This window comes from Candidatus Clostridium helianthi, assembly GCF_045310795.1.
In the GTDB taxonomy this organism is placed as follows: domain Bacteria; phylum Bacillota; class Clostridia; order Clostridiales; family Clostridiaceae; genus Clostridium; species Clostridium helianthi.
This window is the reverse complement of sequence record NZ_JBJIAB010000014.1, coordinates 74,411-97,622: the sequence shown is the minus strand read 5'-3', so window position 1 is coordinate 97,622 and position 23,212 is coordinate 74,411. Positions and strand designations below refer to the sequence as shown.

Below are 23,212 nucleotides of genomic sequence, written 5' to 3'. Positions count from 1 at the left end.
AAGAGTATTAACCCAAACTATATTTTCTTAACAATATAATCAACAAATCCTTGTCTTATTTTTTCACCTTCATCCAATCTTTCTAATACCCTAATTTCTTTATGCAATATTTCCATATCTTCAAAATATGTATCTGGCTCACATTCCTCAAAATATGAATGTATTACAAGAGTGTTTCTCTCCATTTGCTCATATTGATTTTCACCAATAGCTAAACCTGTTCCATAACGCGAATCCTTTGTCGTAAGAAAATTTACAAAAAGTAATCCTCCAGGCTTTAATACACGTTTCATTTCATTTATTGATTTTAAAACATCTTCTTTTCTCATGTGAAATACTGAATTATACGAATAAACAAAGCTAAATGTTTCATCTTCAAATTTTAAATATCTCATATCTCCGTGTTCAATATTTAAATCTTGATTTTTATCATCTGCATACATATTAGCCTCTTTTAATTGATTAATATCAAATTCTATTCCATGTGTCTTATACCCATATTCTGAAAATAAGCTTAACGGTGGACAATTCCCTCCTGCACCACAATCTAGAACAACTTTATCCATAGTTGTTTCATTACAGAACATGATAAATCTATACAATAGTATTTGCCTAAATATTTCATTCATTTTACCTAATCCTTTCTATTAAAAACATTTTATAAATCACCTAAATTTAGCATTGCTACAGCCTTTTATTTCTCCTAAAATATTCTTACATTATAACTAAATAATAACATATATTACAATTATAAATTACTTAAATTTTATTAAGTTTAAGTCTATGTGCTGAAATATAAAATTATATTTTTTACTTAAAATCTTTAGCAAACCAGGTGTTCGATTGAAACTAAAATTTAGAAACCTAATTACAATATATATTTTTAATAGACTCCAATTAAATTTATTACATCCTTTGACACGATGTATCCATAACAATCAAAAATATACAAAATCCAATCATAGCAATGAACACTTTATGATTTATATTGATGTATTTTGTTGAAATTCAGATTAAAATATATTCTTCAGAAAGAAGGAACTATTCATTTTTTTGAGAATTTTAAATTATAGGTAAATAAATATAAAAATATTAATTTATGAGGGGTGTGTTTTTATGAATTTTAATTTTAATACTAGTTTTTCTATGGAGTTTGATGCTATTGACAATAAGCATAAAGAATTATTTAATCGAGTTAATAAACTTCTTTATGCTTTAGAAAAGGAAAAGGATACGATGGAAATCTTAAAAGCTTTGGACTCTGTTGAATATTATGCAAATAATAATTTTGATGAAGAAATGACCCAAACAAAATACAACTGTTCTGAACTTAAGATGTGTCACAGAAAGCTTAATATGGAAATAAGAAAATTAAGATATTCATTTGAAAATCCAGGAGTTTCATCATTATTTATTCCTCTAATGCAGAAGGAAATAATGAAGTGGAGCAAAAATTACATAATTGGCTTACATAAGTATTCATATGCATTTTTAAACGAGAACTCTTCATCTGCTGCTAAAGTTAGGTTATAGCAAGATGATTTAGCTGAACCATTGGCTTCGTTTTTTACTTCTTCAAATAATTACCCCTGCACCGTGTTTCACGGCACAGGGGTAGTTTCTATATATTTTGTATTATTTTACAACATCTCTTGTTCAATTATTATAATAATTTTAGCTCCTAACTTTAAATATATTATGGAATATCCCAATTAAAGTTAATAGTTTGCATTATCAGTCCCCATTACGGACTTTCACCGATTATAACACGTTCCATACGTGTACACCAAAAATATAACCAGAAATAAAATTTCCAATTATATAAAATATCAAATATTCAATTTACACCAGTTCTTCTACATTCTCCTTGGTTCTGTTAATTTATAAGGAACCATTTAAATATTAAAAAGCAAGACTAAAATCTAGCCTTGCTTTTTTAATTCATATAGATAACACAATCATAAACTCTACTTACACTATGAAATATCTTCCAACCAGAAATGAGTAATATACTTTTGTGGAATGTTTCATTGGTAATTTTGATGGATGTGATTCTTTGGCTATAAGTTGTTCCAAATGTACTAGTTCAAATCTTGTTATTTGAGGCTAGCACTTTGGGTGCAACTTTATAGCCTAGAATCACCCATCAGAATTACCTAGAAACTGGAACAAAAGTATGTTATTCATTTCGGCGAGTTATATGCATAAGTTCAAGTCTTAGCTGAGTTATCTATAACCTTTTGTATAAATTACTCTTTTATTAATATGTTCAATAACTTTACATCAGTTAATGCTTCCATTCCATATTGAATATCAGCTTCCAATGCAAAAATATCGCCTTCGCTTATTACTGATTCGTCATTTTCATTGTAAACAACTTTGGCTTCCCCTTCTATTACAATAAATAATGATTCCATTTGATAATATTCTTTATCAATGCTTTCTCCTTTTGCATACGAAAAGAATCTAACTTCATGTTTTTCATTATCTACTAAAGCCTTACTTGCTATTGTATTTCCTGAATGACTTATCATATCTTTCATTTTCATTGGTTCAAATGATTTGATGTTTCTTAAATATTTCATAAGCTTAATCCTCTTTCACTACTATTAATAGCATCTTCATATCTTCTTTTGCAGTTACTTGATGCTGAATATTTGCAGGCATAACTACCACTTGCCCTTTATGAGCTTCCATTACTTCATCACCAATTTTTACAGTAGCAACTCCTTCTTGAATAACAATCATAGCATCGCCTTTAGCTGCATGAGGTCCAACGCCTTCACCTTTTCCAAAAGCTAATGCAGTAAGTCCTACACCTTTCTTTTGAGCCATTGTAACAGTTTCTATTTGACCTTCCTTGCAGCTTACTAAGCTGTCAAAATCTATTGCCTTTGATTTTTCTATATTCTTAATTAATTCTTGCATATTAAATTCTCCTTTTCATTTTTATATGTAGGTAAACAACCTCTCTCCATTGATTTATATTTATATATATAGATAGCCATACTAGAAATAATAGGGACTCTTTTGTGCAGTGTTTCATTGAGAATTTTGCTGTAGGATTTCTTCAGTACAAGTTGTTCTATTTTTGCTTGTCATTTGCTTGTCAAAGGAGCCATGCAAAAATGGGTACAACTTATACTGTTAGAAATCCACAGTGAAATTCTCTAGAAACCGAAATAACAGAGTCCCTGTTATTTCGGTGATTATATCCATGACTCTAAAGTTCATTTAGTTTATCTACAGGTAAGCTGTAAATGTCTCTATTAGTTCTTCGTTATTTTTGTTTATATTGCTGTCAAAATATAGATCTAATACAGGAATTTTTATTTCTTCTTTATATTTTTCTCTCAGTATTTTTAGTATTGTAGCCGTATTTTCATACATTGAGCTTACTAAAATAATCCCATCAACATTTTCTGCTGTTAGGAATTTAGCAAACCTATATCTTCCGCTTCCTCCTGCATAATTTGGAAGCTTATCTTTTAATATTTCATTAAGACTATCAATATCCTTATTAAATGGAGATTTTTCTTCTAGAATCAAATTAACTTTATTAATAATCTTCTTAGCTTCATCTACTAATTTTAAATATTGCTTATTAGTCTTATTTCTCTTATTGCTAAAATCTTTATATAGCATATATAATTCTTCTGCAAAGGGCTGCTTTACAATATCATAATTTTCCATTAGCCTTTTTATGAGATTATTATTTAAATAATCTTTATGCACTACTAAAGCTTCTCCAACTATAAGAAGTTTCTTTTTATTTTCTTTTAATATCTCACTATTTAGGATTTCTAATTTTTCATCAAAATATGAGTCTGATATATTATTATTTTTTATTGCTTTAATTAAATCATCTAAGGATGTTTCTTTTTTATCTTCATGTAATCTATTAATCAGATCGCCTATTACCAATGCTTTAAAGAATTCTAGACCAAAATCTTTATCTCCTAAGTAATCTTCTATAAATGGCGCTTCGAGATTTAATTTTCTGCCACATTCTAAGGCTTTATATTGTATAAGCTTCCCATACTGCCCAAAGGTTTCACTTCCTTCATCTGTAGGAAGATATAATGTATATTCTTTTTCACTTTCTTTAACTTTACTTATGACTTCTGATATTAAACCAGTTAGTGAGAAATATTCTTTTCCTCTTGAAAATTGCTTTCCAATTTCAATTGTGCTTTCACTTACAGGTTCTAATATTGTAACCTTTGTATTTTTTCTTTCTAAGAAAGCTTTTAGTATATTGCTATATGGATACATATATGGAATTATTACTTCATTTTCAGTTTCCATTTCATTTTTAGAGTTTTGAAGTTTATTATCAAATTTAACTTCATTAACCATTCCAAGTTTTTTACTACAATTACCTTCAGCAGATTCCTCAACTTTATTTTCTAAAAGGCCATTATTATCACAATTTTTAATCGAATTTATAAATGCTTCTACCCTTGTAATTACTCCAACTTTTGAAGAATGTTCATCTACTTCTATATGCAAGTATGGCTTACTTCCCATTTCCTTTTTAAAATAATGAGTAAGAATTGTATCTGGTCCGCATCCATGATTAGTAATGTATATTGGGTATAAATTTTTATGGTTTCTTATAATTTTTGCTCCAGTTATTATGTGCTGTCCAAAAGGCCAATACATATTAGAATATTCTTCTCCTATATTCATTTCAGAAGCTTCAAGGTGAGTTAAATGAAGTACTTTATATCCACGCTTTTTCAATTCATTTTCTATGCCCATGTTTAATGCTGGATCAACTATGTTATACACTCTGCTTATCATAACAAATACTTTTTCATCTTCACCTATATTCTTTAAAACATCAGCTCCAAGTGATTCAAGATTTTTCTCATAATCCATGAACTTTCTCATACCAGACATTACTGCCGCCGCTGTTTCTATTTTGTTTTTTCCAAGATCTTTTCCTATACTTAATAAAGTTTTAATCATATATTGTTTGCCAAAATTAAATGATAATGTTGGTGATATTAATTTTATATTTTTTTCTGCTAAGTTAAACACACTTTCAATTATCTTTGGTGAAGTCTGCATATACACACATGCATAATCTTCCCTTACATCTGAACCTGCATGCTTCATAGTATATAAATGTGGCAGGAATATATAGTCAACTTTCTTCTGTAGAAGCCATGCTACATGTCCATTTATTAATTTAACAGGAAAACATGTTTCTTCAAAAGAATATTCCTGGCTAAGCCCGATTATATCTTCATTAGTCGCATCTGAAAGTAAAACATTATATCCTAATTTTTTAAATATCTCATTAAACATCGGGAACATTTTATTAAGAAATAATACTCTTGGTATTCCTATTGTTTTTTTATTAGCATCTTTATTAGTTATATATCCATCTAAGAATAACTTTTCACCTTTATTTGAATAATCTATACTGCTATTTTGCTTCTTATCTTTCTTATTATTCTTTATACTTTCCTTTGTTAAAACTGCAGTTCCTAAAGCACCTGTAACACTAAAGAATTCTGGAACAATAATTTCTTTATTAAGTAAAGCTCTAAATGCATTTACTACTGCTTGATTATGAGCAATTCCACCTTGAAGGAATATTTTATTTCCAATAGGTCTATTTCCAACAACTCTGTTTAAATAATTTTTTACTATAGAGTAAGCAAGGCCAGCTGAAATATTTTCAATACTTTCCCCTTCTCCTATTGCCTTACCTATATTTCCTTCAATAAAAACAGTACATCTATCCCCTAAATTGCAAGGGCTATCGCCTTCTAAAGCAACCTTTCCAAACTCATTAATACTTATTCCAAGTTTCTTAATTTGCTCTTCTATAAATGCTCCCGTTCCAGCTGCACATATTTTATTCATTTCAAAGTCTTTTACTAACTTATTTTCTATACATATATATTTTGAGTCCTGACCACCAATTTCAAATATGGTATCAACATCACTACATACATTTATAGCTCCCTCTGCTTGAGCTGTAATCTCATTTACAATTAAATCTGCATTAATTAATTTTCCAATAAACTCTCTACCAGAACCAGTTGTACCTATTCCTTTGAATTTAAAGTCTTGTCCTAATCTTTCCTTTAATATATCAAAATATTCAGTAACAACTTCTTTTGGTTTTCCGTTAGTTTTTGTATAAATATAATCAATTACGTTGTTAGCTTCATCAATAACAACAAAATTGATACTTGTTGATCCAATATCAACACCCAAGTAACCTTCTTTTAAATTATTATTTATACAAGTATGTTTATTTAAGCTATCATTTACTCCGAATTTATCTAACTTTTCAAACAAACTATTTTTAGGCTTTTCTATAATTAATTTTTCAGAAGCGCTAAGTTTATTTACATCTATAATTAATCCTTTTTCTTCCGCTATCTTGCAATCTCCAAAACATGTAAGCAGCTCAAAATTTTCTTCAATTATAATGTCTTTATCTTCTAACTTTAATACATCCTTTAGAGCTTTAACTACTCCTTTGTTATGTATTACCCCGCCAGAAAGCATGATTGGTTTATTGAGCTTATTTTTCTGAAGAACATTTGCTTTATAATTTCTAACAAGTGCATGGCATAATCCTTGCAATATATCCTCTACTTTTACCCCATCCTGCATATGATGTATCATGTCAGTCTTTGAAAAAACGCTGCATCTTCCTGCTATTCTTGGAATTTCTGTAGCTTTTTCTGTGTAGGCTGATATATCTTTTATATCTATAGATAATCTTGAAGCCTGTTCTTCTAAAAAAGAACCTGTACCAGCTGCACAGCTTGTATTCATAAAGAATTTTACATTTTTAACGTCTATATCTGTAATATATTTTGTTTCTTGTGCACCAAGTTCAATAATAGATTTAACATTCTTATTTTTAAATAAAGCTCCTTCAATAAGAGAAATACTGTTATTAATATGATATTTTTTATCTAAATTAATTCTTGATGATAAACTTCCTGTTATCCCAATAACAATATTTGATTCTTTATTAATTGCTTTAATCTTATCTATTAACTCACTATAATATTTATTAATATTTCCTTTATGGAATATATAATTACTTTCAATTAAATTATCATTACTATCTAAGTAAACATACTTAAGTGTTGAATACCCAATATCTATTCCTAACTTATTCATATAGCCCCTCCTTTGATATCCATTCTCATTTACTTCTTATAAGTATTATATTATACTTTCACTATAGACTCCGTATCATATGATACGCTTTAAAAGAAATTTATGAGGTATCTGATGTCAGCTTTAGATAATTTAAATATTTCATGTGCTTCTGAAGTACAGATGATTGAGGTTTTTATAAACTAAAATACCCTATAGAGTTGACTTTTTTATCGTCTATTCTATAGGATAAAATCTAATTATCTTATGATCCATCAATTATTAAAAATAAAGTTTTCACTATATCCTTCAGTATGAAGTATTGCTCAATCTTTTCGTCAATTAAACAAAAATTACAGGAAATGCGATTTTAAATTCCATATTTTTAGTTAAGACTAGAAATAAATTATGCAAATTAATCAATAGTTAGCTACAACAATGGATTATGCCACTATCTTTCTTCTCTATAATCACAATCACAAGTACGAGCTGGAGGAATACTCTGTATGAAGTTAAAAACATTTTCCGGATCATATTTAGCTTTAATTCTCCTAAGCCTAGCAAAATTATCACCATAATATTCATGACCATAATCTTTTATACACAAATCTGGTACATTTACATATGATCCAGTTATATACGGCTGCAACCTTGCACGTGTCTTCTCAACAAGCATAATATTCTCTCGTGCTTCACCTTTTTCAATCCATGATGCATCCCATTCCAAATAATATTTAGTATTTCGCCAGAAAAAGGCTGTATCCTTTGGATTTACACTATTCATAGCGCCTCCAGAGTTAAGGAAAAAGAAATTAGATTCGCTTCCTTTTGCTTTCTCCAAGAAACTTCTTATTGCTTCAATTCCCTTTTCAGGTAGAGTTTGCTCAACCCAGGCAGATGACCACGTACTCTTCTGTTCATCGAAGAAAGGTTCATTTGGAGCCCAGAAATCTATTGCCTCACTTAGTGTAACCCCATCAACAAGCACCTTTAAAGGACATCCTACTTCTATCAAAGGTCTTATCAATTTCCTAAGTTCTGCTTTAGTTCCAAGGAATAATCCTTGCGAACGGAGAAGTCCATTTGTTTTTGAATATATCTCCAATATGGTACCAAGTCTTACATCTACAAACGGAGACCATCTTTGCCAGGCATCAATAACTTCATCTAATTGCTCCCAAGGCCAAATTATTTGGAATATCCCTACTTCAGCAGGAGCACGACGTATTCTAAATGTGTATGAGGTTATAATACCGAAGTTACCTCCTCCACCTCCACGAATAGCCCATAGTAAATCTGGATTTTCTTTTTCGCTAACGTGCATAATCTCACCATCAGCATTAACTATAGTGGCAGCTAGAATATTATCTGAAATCACTCCTGCTGTTCGTTGTATAGCCGTAATTCCTCCACCAGTACTTATTCCGCCTATACCAACAGTAGAACTATCTCCAAAAGGAGCAATGAAACCTTCCTTTGCCAGCATCCTCACAAGAACACCAACGCGTATTCCCGCTTCAACTGTGGCAACTAAATTCGCTTTATCAACCTTTACTCTTTTCATTAGACCAGTATCTATTACAATTCCACCGTTTGTTTGTGAAAAATCTTTTGCTAGAGCATGCCTGCCGCTGCGCATCCTAATTGGTACATCATTCTCACGGGCCCATTTGACTGCATTTTCTACATCCTTATTATTCCTTGCAAAAACAAATACACTAGGAAACGCATTGGTGAACGGATTCCAGTTCATTCGTGCTTCCCTATATTCAGGATCATTTGGACGGATTACCTTTCCAGTTAATTTAGTTTTGCATTTCATATAGTCACCCTCTTTTGTAAATTAGCCTTATATAAAAACAATTTATTTTTTTACACAAAGCTTGTTATATTTTATAATATGAACTTTTATAGAATTAGTACCACCTTTTGACTTTACATCTAACATAATGCTATAAAAATAATACGAGTTTTTCCTTAGACTACTGTGGATTAAAAGGCAAGTACACTTATATCTTCCCTTATACTTTTTCACAAAAAGGAGTATACAATTTTCATTAATATGTAATTCAACATGTGACTTTTTTCAAACTTATCATGATATAAGATTAGTTTTTTTATTAGCCACCAAGTAAAATATATTTTCTTTTTTTATTCTCTTTTAAAAAGTAACTTTCCAAGTAAGCCTTTCTCCATAATTAATCCCCCTTACGAACCACAATGATCACATGATTATCCATCGATATAATTTTCTAGAGAATAAACAAATCCTCGACAATACTACAATTAATATTGTCGAGGATTTGTTTAATTAACATGATGTCTTCCTCTTGGCACTATAAAAGGTGAATCAGATACTGGATCTTGTATTACCACACAATCTAGCCCAAATACTTTATTGATTAATTCCGAAGTTATAACCTTTGATGGTTCACCTTTCCCAATTAATTTTCCCTTCCGAAGAGCAAATATATAATCTGCATATCTGGCAGATAAATTTATATCATGAAGTACCATTACAATAGTAGTTCCTCTTTTGCGGTTTAGATCCGTCAATAAATCAAGGATTTCTACTTGATAAGCAATATCAAGATATGTGGTTGGTTCATCTAGAAGAAGTATATCTGTCTGCTGCGCTAGTGCCATAGCTATCCAAACCCTTTGGCGTTGCCCTCCAGATAATTCATCTACACTACGATTAGCAAGCTCTGTTATTCCCATTATTTCAAGTGCCTCTTCCACAGCATCAAAATCACTTTGATCCATGCTTTTTAAAAATGCTTGATATGGAAATCTACCTCTTGAAACTAAATCCCAGACTGTTATCCCTTCTGGAACTACTGGTGATTGCGGAAGCAGTCCTAAAACTTGTGCCAATTTTTTAGAAGGCATTGAAGTTATTTTTTTACCGTCAATTACAACATCTCCTGAAATTGGCTTTATAAGCCTTGCAAGTGTTTTTAGCAAAGTTGATTTACCACATGCATTTGCTCCAATAATAACACTGATTTTATTACTTGGAATAGTTATATCAATTCCATCAACTATAATCTTTTTTTCATACCCAGTTACTAAGTTTTTTGCTTCAAGCAATTGTTGTTTTTCATTCATTATGCTTGCCCCCTTCTGTTTATAGTTATTAGAAGCAGCAGCATATATGGTGCTCCTAAAATTCCTGTAATTACACCTACAGGAAATCTTGTACTAAATACAAACTGGCCAATCATATCTGCTCCAAGTACTAATAATGCTCCAACTAAACCTGATGCTAAAACATTTGGCGCACCTAATCCAACTAGTCTTGCTGAAATTGGACCTGATAAAAATGCAACAAATGCTATAGGCCCTGTAATAGCAGTTGCAAAAGCAATTAAAAATACTGAACTTAAGATCAATGCTATTCTTATTAAATTTATTTTAATACCTAGTGTTGTCGCAAATTCATCTCCTAATTCCAATATTTGAAGATGATTTGTTAAACATAAAATAATAACTCCAAATATAATAACGACCACAAGTAGGCCTGGGACATCTTTCATACTCATCCCATTTAAGCTTCCATTTAACCATATGAGTGCTTTTGAAACATCATGTTCTGAAGCCTTAACTAGCAAAAATGATATAAGGGCATTTAACATTGCTTGCATTCCAATTCCTACAAGTATTAATCTGCCACCTGAAAATCCTGTGCCCTTAGAGAACATATATATAAGTCCTGAAACCAAAAGTCCCGAAATCACAGCTGCAACAGAAACACTGCTTCCACTCATGTGAAGAACTAATATACAAAACACTGCTGCAACACTAGCCCCTGAACTTATTCCTATAATATCAGGACTAGCTAGTGGATTTCTAAGCATAGTTTGAAATGTATTTCCTGCAATTCCAAAAGCTAACCCTGCTAAAAGTCCACAGATCATTCTTGGTAAACGCAAGGTTCCTATAGTAAATGTAGCGCCTTGTATCTCTTCCCCACTAAGTACCTTTATAACTGTACTTAATGAATAATTAGTTTTACCATATAAAAGCATAACTCCGCAAAGACCTAATGTTAAAGCAAAGAGAATTATATTAACGCTGATCATGCGTTTTTTTCTTTTTATATAACCTTCTTTTATCATAGAGTGAGTAGTTTTTATCATATAGCCCTCACCTTCGCTTTCCTTGCAATGATAATAAGAATTGGTGCACCTAAAAATGCAGTAATAATTCCTACCTGAAGTTCACCTGGACTTCCAATTACTCTTCCTAAAACATCCGAAATCGTTAAAAGCACCGCTCCCCCAATAGCTGACATAGGCACTAAACCTCTTAAATTTGAACCAAATATGAGACGTATACTGTGAGGAATCATTAACCCTACAAATCCTATTGGTCCTGCAATCGCTGTTGTTGCACCGCATAGTATAACCCCTGCAATTGCACATATAATTCTAATGATTCCTATATTTACTCCAAGACCAGTTGCAACCTCATCTCCTAAAGCCAAAATATCCAATGCTGGTGCTGATATTATGCTTATTATTAATCCAATTATTAAAAATGGTAACATTAAATCAATACTCTCCCAAGTTGCACCACTTACACTTCCGACCTGCCAAAATCTATATGCATCTATAACCTCGCTTCTAGGAAGTATTACTACACTTACTAAAGAGGTTAAAACTGCACTAGTAGCTGAGCCTGCCAAAGCAAGTTTTATAGGTGTCATACCTCCGCTACCAATAGAAGCTATAGTATAAACAAATATTGATGTGATTCCTGCTCCAACTAGTGCAATCCAGATATACTCGTTAGCTGAATTTATATTAAAAAATGCTATTCCAATTACAACAAATAAAGATGCACCTGTATTAACTCCTAAAATGCTTGGATCTGCTATTGGATTTCTAGTGATTGATTGCATAAGAGCTCCCGATATTCCAAGAGAAGCTCCTGCCATAATGCTAAAAATTGTTCTTGGAATACGTTCTCGAACAACTAATGCAGCAAAAGAAGTATCGTCACTATTTAACAAAGCATTTATTGCTTGGCTAATTCCTATATTTTTTGACCCAAACGCCAGTGATATTATTACACATATACCTAGTAAAAAAATACTACCTAAATATATTCCTACTGTCTTTCTAAATCTCATTATGCTTTATCTGCTGCCTCTCCAATTATTTTTAGATATTCATCTATTGTTGCTGGAATTGATAAGGCAGTAGGAGTACAAGATGCTGCAAGTGCTGATCCATCTTCTATTACGGCAACTGATCCTCTTTTTATTGCTGGAACTGTTCCAAGTAGGGCATCTGATTGCAATTGTTTTACTAATGTGTCATTTCCATACGTTACTATTACATCTACATCTGTTAATTTATCAATATTTTCTGAACTAATTTCAAGAGCAAAACTGTCTGAAGTTTGCGCAAGCTTTTTAACACTCTCTGGTAATTCTAATCCTAAATCAGTTAAATATGCTGCTCGAGGATCTGTTGGAAGATATATATAAAATTTACCTAAGTCAGCTGGATTAAAGTAACAGAAAACAGCCTTTTTACCTTTAAGCTTAGGATACTCACTAGTTTTTTCTGTTATTTGCTTTTCCAAATTTGAAACCAATTTGTCTCCTTCATCTTTTTTACCCATTGCAGTTGAATTAATTGATATTTGATCACGCCAATATGTTTGCCAAGGAAGTTTAGGATATGCTACAACAGGCGCAATTTTACTTAACAAATCATATTCTTCTTGCGTTATTCCTGAATATGCAGCTAATATAACATCTGGCTTAGCATTACTGATAGCTTCATAGTCTAAACCATCTACATCGTCAAAAGTAACAGGTTTGTCCACACCTAACTCTTTATATTTTTCTGCTGTCCATGGCAATAAACCATTTTCATCTGCTTTTCCATAGTTAGCTTTAGAAACTCCTGCTGGTACAACTCCTAATGCTAATGGTACGTCTTGATTTCCCCAAGAAATTGTAACAACCTTTTCTGGTTGCTTTTCAATTACTGTTTCACCAAAAGCATGTTTAATAGTAAGCGGATAAGTTACAGTCGCACTTTGTCCCACATTAGATTTATCTTCATTTTTAGCCGCTCCACTTGAGCATCCCGTTATTAATAAAGTACAAGCAAGAATAATCGTAGTTATTCCTTTTAATTTCATGATAATCCTCCTAATTGTTATGTATTTTATTCAATTAATATTTATTTGATTTTTATATTCAAATGATAATGTTTTTCATTCGCTGTCGGTATTTATTTTATATTCATCAGTAAAATTTGTCAACCTTACATTGAAGAACTTTATCTTGAAACTTATGGTAATACTTATTAAATAAAATTATTTCCATTATATTTTGTGAAGATCTTGCCTTCATAGGGAGTTGCTAGAAAATAAAAAAATATTTATGATAAATCCTTATTTTAATTGCGTTTCTAAACAGCAATGAAAACAAGGATCTATACATAAATATTTCAAAACAAAATTACATAAAATTAATTATTAATGCACAAGTTCTTTAAGCAATAAAACTTATTTTTTGACTTAACTAAATCTTGCTTTAAGACATTTGATAAATTAATTTAATTCTATAGATTTAGAAGTCCTCTTAATATTAAGTTCAGTTACCATTTTATTTGAAAACTTGTCCATATTTATAAAATACATTACAATTAATCCAATTATGGTAAATACAATTCCTGAGTATATAAATGAAATATTAATTGCCTTTATTGCAGCTCCTGTCTGTACAGCAGCTGTTCCATTATATTTTCCAAAGTCAAGAATCCATCCGAGAATTGCAGTACCAAGGCCACCCCCTAATTTCATTCCAAAACTTACACAACTGTTAATCAATCCATCTGCGCGTATACCAGTTTTCCATTCTCCATAATCTACAGCATCTGCAACAATTGCGAAAATTCCAACTATTAGAGGCGCCATACCAAAACCCTTTATAATGCTTCCTGCCATAACAAGCTCATAAGAAGCAGGATTAATTGCCATAATAATAACACCTACTAATTTCACTAGAAATCCAAACATCATAACTTTCCATTTACCAAATTTACTTATAAACTTAGGTAAAAGTGCAAATCCAACTATCATAGGTGCATAAAGTGCTAAAGTAAGCATCCCCATTAAATTAGCATTATTTAATACATAGGTTGTATAATAAAGAGTAGCTCCTGAAAATAACCCCATATCTGTATAAATAATAATAAACATAATCGCTATAAGTAAAAAATATTTATTTTTCATCAAGGAGCCAATTCCTACTTTTAACTTGAATTTTTCTCCCTTTTCATCCTGATTTCTTTCCTTGGTAAATGCAAATGTTATGAATAGAAATGCGCATGAAATTATTCCATAAATAACTGAAAGTTTTGACCATCCATACTTTTCAACTAATGGGTTTGTAATCATTGATAATATAATAGTAAATGAAATAACAAAAACAAATCGAATTGAACTCAAAACTGAACGTTCCTGTATATTGCTTGATATTCTTGATAGCAATGTACAATATGACAAATTTGATGCCGTGTATACAATTGATACTAAAAATATATAAGTGATATATGCATAAATCAGCTTCCCACCATCGCTGAGACTCATAGGAACATTAAACAATAATATCAATCCAATTCCCATAAATGGTGCACTCCATAAAATCCAAGGTCTTGTTTTCCCCCACCTTGTATTAGTTTTATCAATAAGTGCTCCAATTGATAAATCTGTTACACCATCTAAAAGTCTTGCAATCAACATTAGTGTCCCAACCGCTGCTACTCCAAGTCCAACGCTATTAGTATAATATATCATCAAAAAAGAAGTAATTGGCACATACACAAAGTTACATCCTACATCGCCTATTGAATAAGAAATCTTTTCTTTTAAATTAATTTTTTCTTCCATAAAAATACTCATTCCTTTCATAGTACTCAACATATAAAGTAATTAAACGATTACTCCAAGAATATATATGTTCTAATTAATGATGCACATTTATCAATAAATAATAAATTCTGAAACTTTTTTGAGTTTTCAATAATTCCTATTCAAAAAGCATTGAATTCTAATTAAAACTTATATATTATAAAAATATGACTTGATATGGCAGAGTAAAGTAATTATATTTTTATGTACAGTTAATATTAACTAATCAACCAACTAATATTAACTATCATTAAACTAATACTTTTCACTCTGTCATTTCATTTGTATTTGAGACAATTACAATGTAACTTTTCCCATGTGTAGATCTGAATCTGCGCTGCTGCTTCCTATATACACCTCATACTCCATTTTCTCTAATTCCATTTGTTCTGTTTTTGGATTATACCAGCAAAGCTCCTCTTTAGGGCAAGTTATTGTCACTTCTTTGCTTTCTCCCGGCTGTAAATTTACACGAGCAAAACCTCTTAACAATTTTACAGGTCTCTCTACAGATGAATTTTGGAATCCGACATACATTTGTACGACTTCATCCCCTGCCATTTTTCCTATATTTTTAACAGTACATTTAGCGATAACACTATCATCAGATGCATCAAACTTTGCATCACTAAAATCAAATTTAGTATAAGATAGTCCATATCCATATGGAGCAGATGGTTTTATGCCTTCCTTTTCTAACTTTGTATATCCATGATAGTAATCATACCATTGAGATGTTGTATCCCAATTTACTTGTGTAAGATCACTTTCTTTAAATGGAATTACATATGGTAGTTTTCCACTTGGATTAACATCTCCAAATATAATCTCTCCTATTGCAGTTCCGCCTTCCATACCTGGATAATATGCCATCATTATAGCTCCAACGCTTTCTTTCCACTCTTCCATCATTATCATATTTCCACCAATTAACACAGCTATAGAATTGGTATTAACAGGACCTACTTCCTGTCTTAATTTAATTTCATTTTCATGAAGACCTAATGAGTTTTTTCTATCTCCACCTACTGCTCCTGTGTAAGATTCAAATTCATCTTCTGATATATATTCACCTTCATCGTCATAGTTATATCCAACTACAAATATAACTGCATCTGCATCTTTAGCTAATTCTTTTGCGTGTTCCAAATTTTCCCCATTATAATATACAACCTGCGCTTTAGGTGCTGCATTTGCAATTCCCTGTAATGGTGTTATAACATAAGCTGGTCTTACCTGGCTTGAACCGTGATCTCCTATTACTTCCTTATCACCTAACTTTCCTAACACAACAATTTTTCTTGCTTTATCTTTGCTTAATGGTAATACATTATTTTCATTCTTAATTAATGTAATCCCCTCTCTTGCTGCCTGAAGTGCAAGTTTAATGTGATCTTCACATCCAATTACGCTCTCATCATATTCATTTGAATAAGCATCCTCAAATGCTAGCAATGTACGCACGATACGTAATGCAGATTCATCAATTTTACTTTCTTTTACTTGTCCGTTTTTTACTGCCTCTACTAATTTATCTCCAAAAAACTGAGTACAGCACATTTCCATATCTTGTCCGCCATTAGCTGCTTCAACCGTATCTCTGACTCCCCAGATAAAGTCACTCATAACAAATCCATCAAAATCCCATTCCTTTTTCAATACTTGATTTAATAAGTAATCATGATGTCCACAATGAGTTCCTTTGTATAAGTTATAAGAACTCATAATAGCTGCTGCACCTGCTTCAACACATTTCTTGAAATGAGGAAGAAATACTTCTCTTTCAGTACGTTTATCACATTCAACATTTACCTTAAATCTTGAAATTTCCATTTGGTTAAAAGCAAAATGTTTTACACATGCGATTACATTTTCGTCTTGTACACCTTTAACTAATGCTCGTCCCATTTCCCCTAAGTGAAAAGATTCTTCACCATAAGTTTCTTGGCTTCTTCCCCAGCCCGGATTATATGGAAGGTTAATGCATACTCCTGCAAATAAGTTACCTTTATACCCATGAACTTCTTTACCTATAGCATTACCTATTTTTTCTTCTAATGCTGTATCAAATGTTGCACCTCTAAGCATTGATACTGGAAAACATGTGCTTTTTCCTGCACTACAAACTACACCTCTTGGACCATCACAGAAAAGCATAGGAGGCACATTATTCTTCTCTATTCCTCCAGCTGGATAAGGATAACTATTATAATGTTTTTGCTCATCAGCATCTCTCAAATCAGAGAGCATATCATTAAGAGTAACATTTCCACCCATTAAGGAAACCTTTTCTTCTAAAGTTAAAGAGTTAACTATTTCCTTTGCCTTTTCAGTATAAGATAGTCTTTTTAATTTAGTACATTTCATTTTTACATATCTCCTTTACAATATTTTTCTAATAAATTGATAGATTCTTTAAAATCAAAACGCAAATAGCCTTGTACATTTGGATCAGCATTTAAACTTGCCCCACTTTTTCTGTATTCAGAAGGGGTCACACCTATTTCTTTTTTAAAAGCTCTGTAAAAAGTACTTTCAGAATAAAAACCACAATCATTTGCTATAAAGCTAATTGACTTGTTTGAAAACTTAAGCATATATTTAGAAGCCTCTATTTTGCTGCTAAGCACTAAATCCTTAGGTGATAATCCAATGTTTGCCTTTAAGAAACGATAAACTGATTTCTCGCACAAGCCTATAAATTTATATAGTTCATCTAATACTGTATCCTTTTTACAGTTTTTTTGGATAAAGTTTATTACCTGCATGAGCAATTCTGTGTTTTCTGTTTCTTTCAAATCTACAGCTTTTTGATGAATATCATATAATGTGAATTCAAATAAGTCCGCTATTAACATATAAACTAAAGATTTTACCCGGTAAGTGTTAAATATTTCATCATTCTGACTTTCAAGTCCAATTTTAGCAGCATTAGTAACGTATGCATCATATCCGTTCTTAGGTTTCTTATCATCAAGCTTGCTATTTAAGTAAAAATAATATGATCTATTATCATCTTTTGTATTTTTGAATAAATTCTCATTCATCTGAATAAACAAGCATAAATTATCTTCTTTAGTACGTTGTAATTCATGTACTGCTTTTGAATTTAATAACACAATATCCCCTGCTTCCAAAACCGTTATCTTGGGGCTTGCATTTACTATTAAAGATCCTTTCAAAACTAAAATTAATTCATAATCATAATGCCAATGAAAACTAGAATGTTCAATTGATGTTACAAACACCTTTGCTGGATATTTCTCTTCATGCTCAATTGTTTCAAAAATATATGAACTCATATTTCCCCCATTTCATGATATACTATAACCCCTTTGTAAATATTTACACTTTGATTATAAATTATATCAAAATATATTTGTTATCATTTTTGTACAAATTCTATTTCATTTTCAGACTACTCATATTATAACTGAATAATATAATGCACATAAAAATAAATTAAATATTTCATATTATGTATAGACAATCCACAAGATAATAAACTGCATAAGAACTTAACTAATCCACTAATTTCTCGCTATTCTAAATCATAATAAAAAAATGCAGCAATAATTTATCTTTAAAATCTCAAACCCAATAATTTGGAAATTTATGATAAAATATTATTATGCGAAAAAGAAATATTATTAATTTAACAGAAGATGGAATTAGCCTTTTATTAGAATCTATTAAAAAGTAAAGGATGTATTTTATATGTTAAATGTTAAAAAAATATTATTAGGTGTAGTTTGTCTTGTTGTTATCACCAGTATCATAGTTGGAGGAAAATATCTAATCTCTGTTAGAAATTATCAAAAAGCAATTAAGGAATTAACAATTAACAACGTAGATTTATCAAAGATTCCCGATGGAAAATATATTGGTTCATGCGATGTCAATTTTATTAGTGCAAAAGTTTCAGTTACAGTTAAAAACCACAAAATTGAAAATATAGATTTGCTAGAACATAAAACCAATAGAGGCAAGCCTGCAGAAGTTATTCCAAGCATGGTAGTTAAAGCACAAAGTTTACAAGTAGATACTGTTTCAGGAGCAACAAATAGCAGTAAAACAATTTTGAAGGCTATTGAAAACGCACTAAAGCCTAATCAGAAATAAAGATATATCAATAAAATAGGCTGTAAATAGATTTTGTTTTTACACAAATCTACCTACAGCCCAAAGCATAATCTTTATATTATTTCCATGTTCACATAAGTAATAACATCATTTCAGCCATTCATTATTTTTTTATATTTCCCCCTTATTACTTATTTACTTATATATTCTTAGATAAATCTTAAATACATCATTCTCACACTCTGCCCAGATTTCTCCCCTATGAAGTTCTACTATATTCTTTGAAATAGCCAATCCAAGACCTGAACCACTAACTTTGGAGTTTCTAGATTTATCACTTCTATAAAATCTGTCAAAAAGTTTTAATGTATCTTGTAAACCATCGCTAGCTACTTCATTTTTAAATGAAATGGTCACACATTCGCTGCTTTCTATTAAATCTACATATATATCAGTGCCTTCTATCCCATATTTAACTGCATTTGATAACAAATTTTCAAAAACTCTTCCTAGTTTGCTTGAATCAACATTTAGAATTACTTTAGAAGCCTCATACTCTTTTTTTAAATTCATATTTCTTTTTTGAGCCTCAACAAACAATTCTCCTATACTTTGCTCCAATATCTCAACCACATTTGCCTCTCTCTTATTTAAAGATATTCCGCCAGATTCTAACTTGGAATATTCAAATAGATCTTCTATAAGCTTATTTAACTTATAAGCTTTTTCTATGGAAACAGCAGTATATTTCCTTTTATTTTCCTCTGTAGTCTTTTCGTCCCCTACAAGCTGCATATAAGCTATAAGCGAAGTTAATGGAGTTCTTAAATCGTGTGAAACATTAGTTATAAGCTCTGTTTTAAATTCTTCCTGAGCTCTTTCCTTTTCAATATTTTCCTTAAGTTTCTCTGCCATGGAATTCATACTTTCAGCCAAAAATCCAAGCTCATCCATCCCCTTCTTTTGAATCCTATAATCTAAGTTTCCATTTGAAAATTCTACTGCACCTTCTGCTATTTGTTTTATATATTTTACTTTTCTGCTGGTTAAAAAGAATGTTAAAAGCATTGCTGCAATTACAGGCGACAATAAAATGATTAATAATTCATTATCAGTATATTTTTTCTCATCAATTTCATTATACTTCTTATAAATATATAGTTTTTCTTCCTTACCATCTATTGTGATATCATAAACTTGATATACATTCCCATCCTTGTATTCTCTATTAAGCCATTTATGGATTTTTTCTACATCTAATTTATCTCCTTCTACATTTTTTGACTTCAGCAATATGTTTCCATTTTCATCTGCTATTACAGCATTTACATCATATAATTTTGCAACATTATTTAAGTATTCTTCACAGGATTCATCATTTCTATTTACAAATCTATTTATATCAACAAAAGCTTTATTAAAATTATTAACATGCCCAGACACAGTACCTTCATATATATAATATAGAATTGCACCTATTCCCACTAATATTATTAAAGCACTAATAACATTCATTAATATAAATTTTATATTCAAGCTGCTTAAGCTTTTTATTATTCTATTCTTCAACCCTTTCACCTCTTATTTATCAATCTTGTATCCAACACCCCATACCAACTTTATATATTTAGGCTCTTTCGGGTTGATTTCTATCTTTTCTCTTATATTTCTAATATGAACTGCTACAGTATTATCAGAATTGAAAAAAGGTTCATCCCATACATTTTCATATATCTGTTCAGTACTTAATACTCTGCCAATGTTTGTTGCTAAAACTTTTAAGATTTCAAATTCTCTTGGAGTCAATCTAACAAATTTGTCGTCTACAAATACTTCCCTAGTTGCTGTATTTATTACAAGCCCATCTATGCATATCTCATCATCATTTTCTTCTCTTGGTTCATTAAAACTTGTAGTTCTTCTTATTTGAGATTTTACTCTTGCAACGAGCTCTAGCGGATTAAATGGCTTTACCACATAATCATCTGCACCAATATTTAATCCTAATATCTTATCACTATCCTCACTTTTAGCTGATAGCATTATTATAGGCATCTTTTTTTCTTCTCTGATTTTTAAGCATGTCCTAATGCCATCTAATTCAGGCATCATTATATCCAATATTATTAAATCTATAGCTTCATTCTTTAATTTTTCTAAAGCTTCTAATCCATCACAAGCTGTGATAACCTCAAACCCCTCATTTATCAAATAAATTTCTATAACTTCTCTTATATCTTTTTCATCGTCTACAACTAGTATTGATTTCTTCTTTTCCATGCTATACACCTTGCCTTTTCTTTATCTTTGAATCTCTATATTTGCACATTTTATGGTAAACATAATTACCTGAAAAAATAATCATCAGTGGCATAAGAGGATATGCATATCTGCTACATGTAAAGTATGGAAGATACACTACATTCATAGTTATTATACTTAGGGCCATAACCTGTTTTCCTAAAGTGAAATTTTTTTCTTTAACAAAATTTCTAATACTAATGATTGCTGTAATTAATATAAAATAATGTTCTATAAACGCAAGCAAGTTTTTTATACCTATATATTGAGTCCAATAAAATGGTTCATACCAAAAATAAAAAGTCTTTCCAATAGTATACCAATAGGCAAATTTAAAAGTTTCTTCTTTTCCGTATATCTTTAACCTTTCTATTCCTTCCTCTACTTCATATTCATCATTTTGTATAGAATCTTCACTTCTCCTATATTCAACTCCCCATCCTTTATCCTGATTATAATTAATGAATGTACCTTGTAAAAATGGATTACCACTTGACTTTGTAAATGGTATAAACATATTAAAATTATTGTAATTTCTTACCCACCAAGGCGACATTATAATGCAAAATATAATTACTACTATACTAGCATATTTAACCATTTCTTTCATCTTATACCTAGCTTTAATCCAAACTACAAATATTACTACAGGATATACTGCTATTGTCGGTTTAAATAAGCAACCTAAACTCCAAACTATTCCTGCCAGTACATAATATTTTGTTTTCTTAGTTTCTAATGCTCTAATACTTAAATATATAAGCAGTAGAATCAAGAACTTAAATGTAACTTCCATTAATATAAGGTTTGCAGAATATATCTCAACAATATAAATTGAATCAATTGTACAAGCTATTAAAGCTGCCTTTTCATTAAAAACTCTTTTTCCTATTAGAAATATTAAATTTAAGCTGCATATCTGCAGAAAAACTTGAAATATCCTAAATGCCACAATAGCCTGAAACTTTCCAAATATTATTACAAAGAATGAAAGTATAAATGTTAATCCTGGCATTATATAAACTGTCGACTTACTTATATCTTCATATGAAAATATTCCGCTTCCTACCAAATTCCAAGCGCTTCTTATATATTTAACATCATCATTATCAAAACTCTCCAAGCTTCCAAGCAATGTAGAATTACCATGTTTGAAAATTGAAATGAGAGCCACTATTATAAATGATATTTCTAAAAGAATAAGTCCAAATTTTATCCTTTTATTTTCCTTATAAGTAATAAACATATTTTTCTCCTCTACTTAGCAATAATAAATGTTCCAATTATTATAAATATTGCTCCTAAAGCTTTGTTAAATGTAAAATACTCCTTAAATATTAGAACTCCAGCAAGTATTCCCCCTACATAACATAAGCTTTGCAATGGATATATCCTGCTTAATTCCTCCTTTGATAATATGTAAATCCAAATTATTGTAGCAAACACATATATAATTCCTCCACCTAATATATAAGGATTAAAAAACATATTAATAATTCCTTTAATTGAGAAGTTAAAACCACCTTTTCCTATACCAATCTTCCACAATACTTGACCTGAAACCAACATTATTATGTTTAAGAATAACAATAAATACATCATCTATTCTCTTGCTCCTTTATAAATTGCCAAATCACAGCATTTTCTTGTATCAGCCTAACTAATCTCCTCTTTATCTCATATATTTGTCTGATTAAATAAGCTATTGCAAAAATTAATATTATCAAAAAAATTATTATTCCATTCATAG

General features: G+C 30.5%; 19 protein-coding genes. 2 read left to right on the top strand and 17 right to left on the bottom strand.

What is annotated here, in order from left to right:
* Nucleotides 1-17: 17 nt before the first annotated feature.
* Nucleotides 18-629, bottom strand: coding sequence for a class I SAM-dependent methyltransferase (locus tag ACJDTP_RS12695; RefSeq protein WP_406761402.1), 612 nt, complete (start codon nt 627-629; stop codon nt 18-20).
* 487 nt (nt 630-1,116) lie between these two features.
* Here ACJDTP_RS12695 and ACJDTP_RS12690 point away from each other — a divergent pair, with 487 nt between their 5' ends.
* Complete coding sequence (locus ACJDTP_RS12690) at nt 1,117-1,533, top strand: hypothetical protein (RefSeq protein WP_406761401.1); 417 nt, start codon at nt 1,117-1,119, stop codon at nt 1,531-1,533.
* Between the two features lie 716 nt (nt 1,534-2,249).
* Here the strand turns inward: ACJDTP_RS12690 and ACJDTP_RS12685 are convergent.
* The 11 genes from ACJDTP_RS12685 to ACJDTP_RS12635 form a co-directional block, all read right to left on the bottom strand.
* Nucleotides 2,250-2,585 carry a cupin domain-containing protein gene (locus tag ACJDTP_RS12685; RefSeq protein ID WP_406761400.1) on the bottom strand — a complete coding sequence of 112 codons (336 nt, stop codon included), beginning with the start codon at nt 2,583-2,585 and terminating at the stop codon, nt 2,250-2,252.
* A 4-nt stretch (nt 2,586-2,589) separates the two neighbouring features.
* Complete coding sequence (locus tag ACJDTP_RS12680) at nt 2,590-2,928, bottom strand: cupin domain-containing protein (RefSeq protein ID WP_012059922.1); 339 nt, start codon at nt 2,926-2,928, stop codon at nt 2,590-2,592.
* Between the two features lie 315 nt (nt 2,929-3,243).
* Nucleotides 3,244-7,161 carry an acyl-CoA dehydratase activase gene (locus ACJDTP_RS12675; protein ID WP_406761399.1) on the bottom strand — a complete coding sequence of 1,306 codons (3,918 nt, stop codon included), beginning with the start codon at nt 7,159-7,161 and terminating at the stop codon, nt 3,244-3,246.
* A 430-nt stretch (nt 7,162-7,591) separates the two neighbouring features.
* Nucleotides 7,592-8,962, bottom strand: coding sequence for an FAD-binding oxidoreductase (locus ACJDTP_RS12670; RefSeq protein ID WP_406761398.1), 1,371 nt, complete (start codon nt 8,960-8,962; stop codon nt 7,592-7,594).
* Between the two features lie 485 nt (nt 8,963-9,447).
* Complete coding sequence (locus tag ACJDTP_RS12665) at nt 9,448-10,251, bottom strand: ABC transporter ATP-binding protein (protein WP_406761397.1); 804 nt, start codon at nt 10,249-10,251, stop codon at nt 9,448-9,450.
* On the bottom strand, nt 10,251-11,282 hold the full coding sequence (locus tag ACJDTP_RS12660; RefSeq protein ID WP_406761396.1) for a FecCD family ABC transporter permease: 1,032 nt from the start codon (nt 11,280-11,282) through the stop codon (nt 10,251-10,253). Before ACJDTP_RS12660 ends, ACJDTP_RS12665 begins: the two co-directional genes overlap by 1 nt.
* Complete coding sequence (locus tag ACJDTP_RS12655) at nt 11,279-12,277, bottom strand: FecCD family ABC transporter permease (RefSeq protein ID WP_406761395.1); 999 nt, start codon at nt 12,275-12,277, stop codon at nt 11,279-11,281. Before ACJDTP_RS12655 ends, ACJDTP_RS12660 begins: the two co-directional genes overlap by 4 nt.
* Nucleotides 12,277-13,302 (bottom strand): iron-siderophore ABC transporter substrate-binding protein, encoded by a 1,026-nt coding sequence (locus ACJDTP_RS12650; RefSeq protein WP_077855799.1) that lies wholly within the window; start codon nt 13,300-13,302, stop codon nt 12,277-12,279. Before ACJDTP_RS12650 ends, ACJDTP_RS12655 begins: the two co-directional genes overlap by 1 nt.
* A 414-nt stretch (nt 13,303-13,716) precedes the next feature.
* Complete coding sequence (locus ACJDTP_RS12645) at nt 13,717-15,057, bottom strand: MFS transporter (RefSeq protein ID WP_406761394.1); 1,341 nt, start codon at nt 15,055-15,057, stop codon at nt 13,717-13,719.
* A gap of 318 nt (nt 15,058-15,375) precedes the next feature.
* Nucleotides 15,376-17,445, bottom strand: a complete 2,070-nt coding sequence (locus tag ACJDTP_RS12640; protein WP_406761393.1) for a beta-glucosidase family protein — start codon at nt 17,443-17,445, stop codon at nt 15,376-15,378.
* A 2-nt stretch (nt 17,446-17,447) separates the two neighbouring features.
* Nucleotides 17,448-18,380, bottom strand: a complete 933-nt coding sequence (locus tag ACJDTP_RS12635; RefSeq protein ID WP_026885720.1) for a helix-turn-helix domain-containing protein — start codon at nt 18,378-18,380, stop codon at nt 17,448-17,450.
* 415 nt (nt 18,381-18,795) lie between these two features.
* On the opposite strand from ACJDTP_RS12635, the gene ACJDTP_RS12630 reads away from it, so the two are divergent.
* Complete coding sequence (locus ACJDTP_RS12630; protein WP_406761392.1) at nt 18,796-19,200, top strand: FMN-binding protein; 405 nt, start codon at nt 18,796-18,798, stop codon at nt 19,198-19,200.
* Between the two features lie 156 nt (nt 19,201-19,356).
* Here the strand turns inward: ACJDTP_RS12630 and ACJDTP_RS12625 are convergent, their stop codons facing one another.
* The 5 genes from ACJDTP_RS12625 to ACJDTP_RS12605 are packed head-to-tail and all read right to left on the bottom strand — an operon-like array spanning nt 19,357 to nt 23,210.
* Nucleotides 19,357-20,739 carry a HAMP domain-containing sensor histidine kinase gene (locus tag ACJDTP_RS12625; RefSeq protein WP_406761391.1) on the bottom strand — a complete coding sequence of 461 codons (1,383 nt, stop codon included), beginning with the start codon at nt 20,737-20,739 and terminating at the stop codon, nt 19,357-19,359.
* 3 nt (nt 20,740-20,742) lie between these two features.
* Nucleotides 20,743-21,441 (bottom strand): response regulator transcription factor, encoded by a 699-nt coding sequence (locus tag ACJDTP_RS12620; RefSeq protein ID WP_406761390.1) that lies wholly within the window; start codon nt 21,439-21,441, stop codon nt 20,743-20,745.
* Nucleotide 21,442: 1 nt separating this feature from the next.
* Nucleotides 21,443-22,708: an ArnT family glycosyltransferase gene (locus ACJDTP_RS12615; RefSeq protein ID WP_406761389.1), complete on the bottom strand. Its 1,266-nt coding sequence runs from the start codon at nt 22,706-22,708 to the stop codon at nt 21,443-21,445.
* Nucleotides 22,709-22,719: 11 nt separating this feature from the next.
* Entirely contained in the window at nt 22,720-23,064 is a 345-nt protein-coding gene (locus ACJDTP_RS12610; RefSeq protein ID WP_406761388.1) for a hypothetical protein, read from the bottom strand.
* Nucleotides 23,061-23,210: a hypothetical protein gene (locus ACJDTP_RS12605; protein ID WP_173715003.1), complete on the bottom strand. Its 150-nt coding sequence runs from the start codon at nt 23,208-23,210 to the stop codon at nt 23,061-23,063. The genes ACJDTP_RS12610 and ACJDTP_RS12605 overlap by 4 nt, the downstream gene beginning before the upstream one ends.
* Between the last annotated feature and the right edge of the window lie 2 nt (nt 23,211-23,212).

What these genes read in the sequence shown, in the direction of transcription:
- ACJDTP_RS12690 (WP_406761401.1), top strand. Translation starts at nt 1,117, where the DNA reads ATGAATTTTAATTTTAATACTAGTTTTTCTATGGAGTTTGATGCTATT.
- ACJDTP_RS12615 (WP_406761389.1), bottom strand. Translation starts at nt 22,708, where the DNA reads ATGTTTATTACTTATAAGGAAAATAAAAGGATAAAATTTGGACTTATT.
- ACJDTP_RS12645 (WP_406761394.1), bottom strand. Translation starts at nt 15,057, where the DNA reads ATGGAAGAAAAAATTAATTTAAAAGAAAAGATTTCTTATTCAATAGGC.
- ACJDTP_RS12675 (WP_406761399.1), bottom strand. Translation starts at nt 7,161, where the DNA reads ATGAATAAGTTAGGAATAGATATTGGGTATTCAACACTTAAGTATGTT.
- ACJDTP_RS12635 (WP_026885720.1), bottom strand. Translation starts at nt 18,380, where the DNA reads ATGAGTTCATATATTTTTGAAACAATTGAGCATGAAGAGAAATATCCA.
- ACJDTP_RS12680 (WP_012059922.1), bottom strand. Translation starts at nt 2,928, where the DNA reads ATGCAAGAATTAATTAAGAATATAGAAAAATCAAAGGCAATAGATTTT.
- ACJDTP_RS12630 (WP_406761392.1), top strand. Translation starts at nt 18,796, where the DNA reads ATGTTAAATGTTAAAAAAATATTATTAGGTGTAGTTTGTCTTGTTGTT.
- ACJDTP_RS12655 (WP_406761395.1), bottom strand. Translation starts at nt 12,277, where the DNA reads ATGAGATTTAGAAAGACAGTAGGAATATATTTAGGTAGTATTTTTTTA.
- ACJDTP_RS12685 (WP_406761400.1), bottom strand. Translation starts at nt 2,585, where the DNA reads ATGAAATATTTAAGAAACATCAAATCATTTGAACCAATGAAAATGAAA.
- ACJDTP_RS12660 (WP_406761396.1), bottom strand. Translation starts at nt 11,282, where the DNA reads ATGATAAAAACTACTCACTCTATGATAAAAGAAGGTTATATAAAAAGA.
- ACJDTP_RS12665 (WP_406761397.1), bottom strand. Translation starts at nt 10,251, where the DNA reads ATGAATGAAAAACAACAATTGCTTGAAGCAAAAAACTTAGTAACTGGG.
- ACJDTP_RS12650 (WP_077855799.1), bottom strand. Translation starts at nt 13,302, where the DNA reads ATGAAATTAAAAGGAATAACTACGATTATTCTTGCTTGTACTTTATTA.
- ACJDTP_RS12695 (WP_406761402.1), bottom strand. Translation starts at nt 629, where the DNA reads ATGAATGAAATATTTAGGCAAATACTATTGTATAGATTTATCATGTTC.
- ACJDTP_RS12640 (WP_406761393.1), bottom strand. Translation starts at nt 17,445, where the DNA reads ATGAAATGTACTAAATTAAAAAGACTATCTTATACTGAAAAGGCAAAG.
- ACJDTP_RS12620 (WP_406761390.1), bottom strand. Translation starts at nt 21,441, where the DNA reads ATGGAAAAGAAGAAATCAATACTAGTTGTAGACGATGAAAAAGATATA.
- ACJDTP_RS12610 (WP_406761388.1), bottom strand. Translation starts at nt 23,064, where the DNA reads ATGATGTATTTATTGTTATTCTTAAACATAATAATGTTGGTTTCAGGT.
- ACJDTP_RS12605 (WP_173715003.1), bottom strand. Translation starts at nt 23,210, where the DNA reads ATGAATGGAATAATAATTTTTTTGATAATATTAATTTTTGCAATAGCT.
- ACJDTP_RS12670 (WP_406761398.1), bottom strand. Translation starts at nt 8,962, where the DNA reads ATGAAATGCAAAACTAAATTAACTGGAAAGGTAATCCGTCCAAATGAT.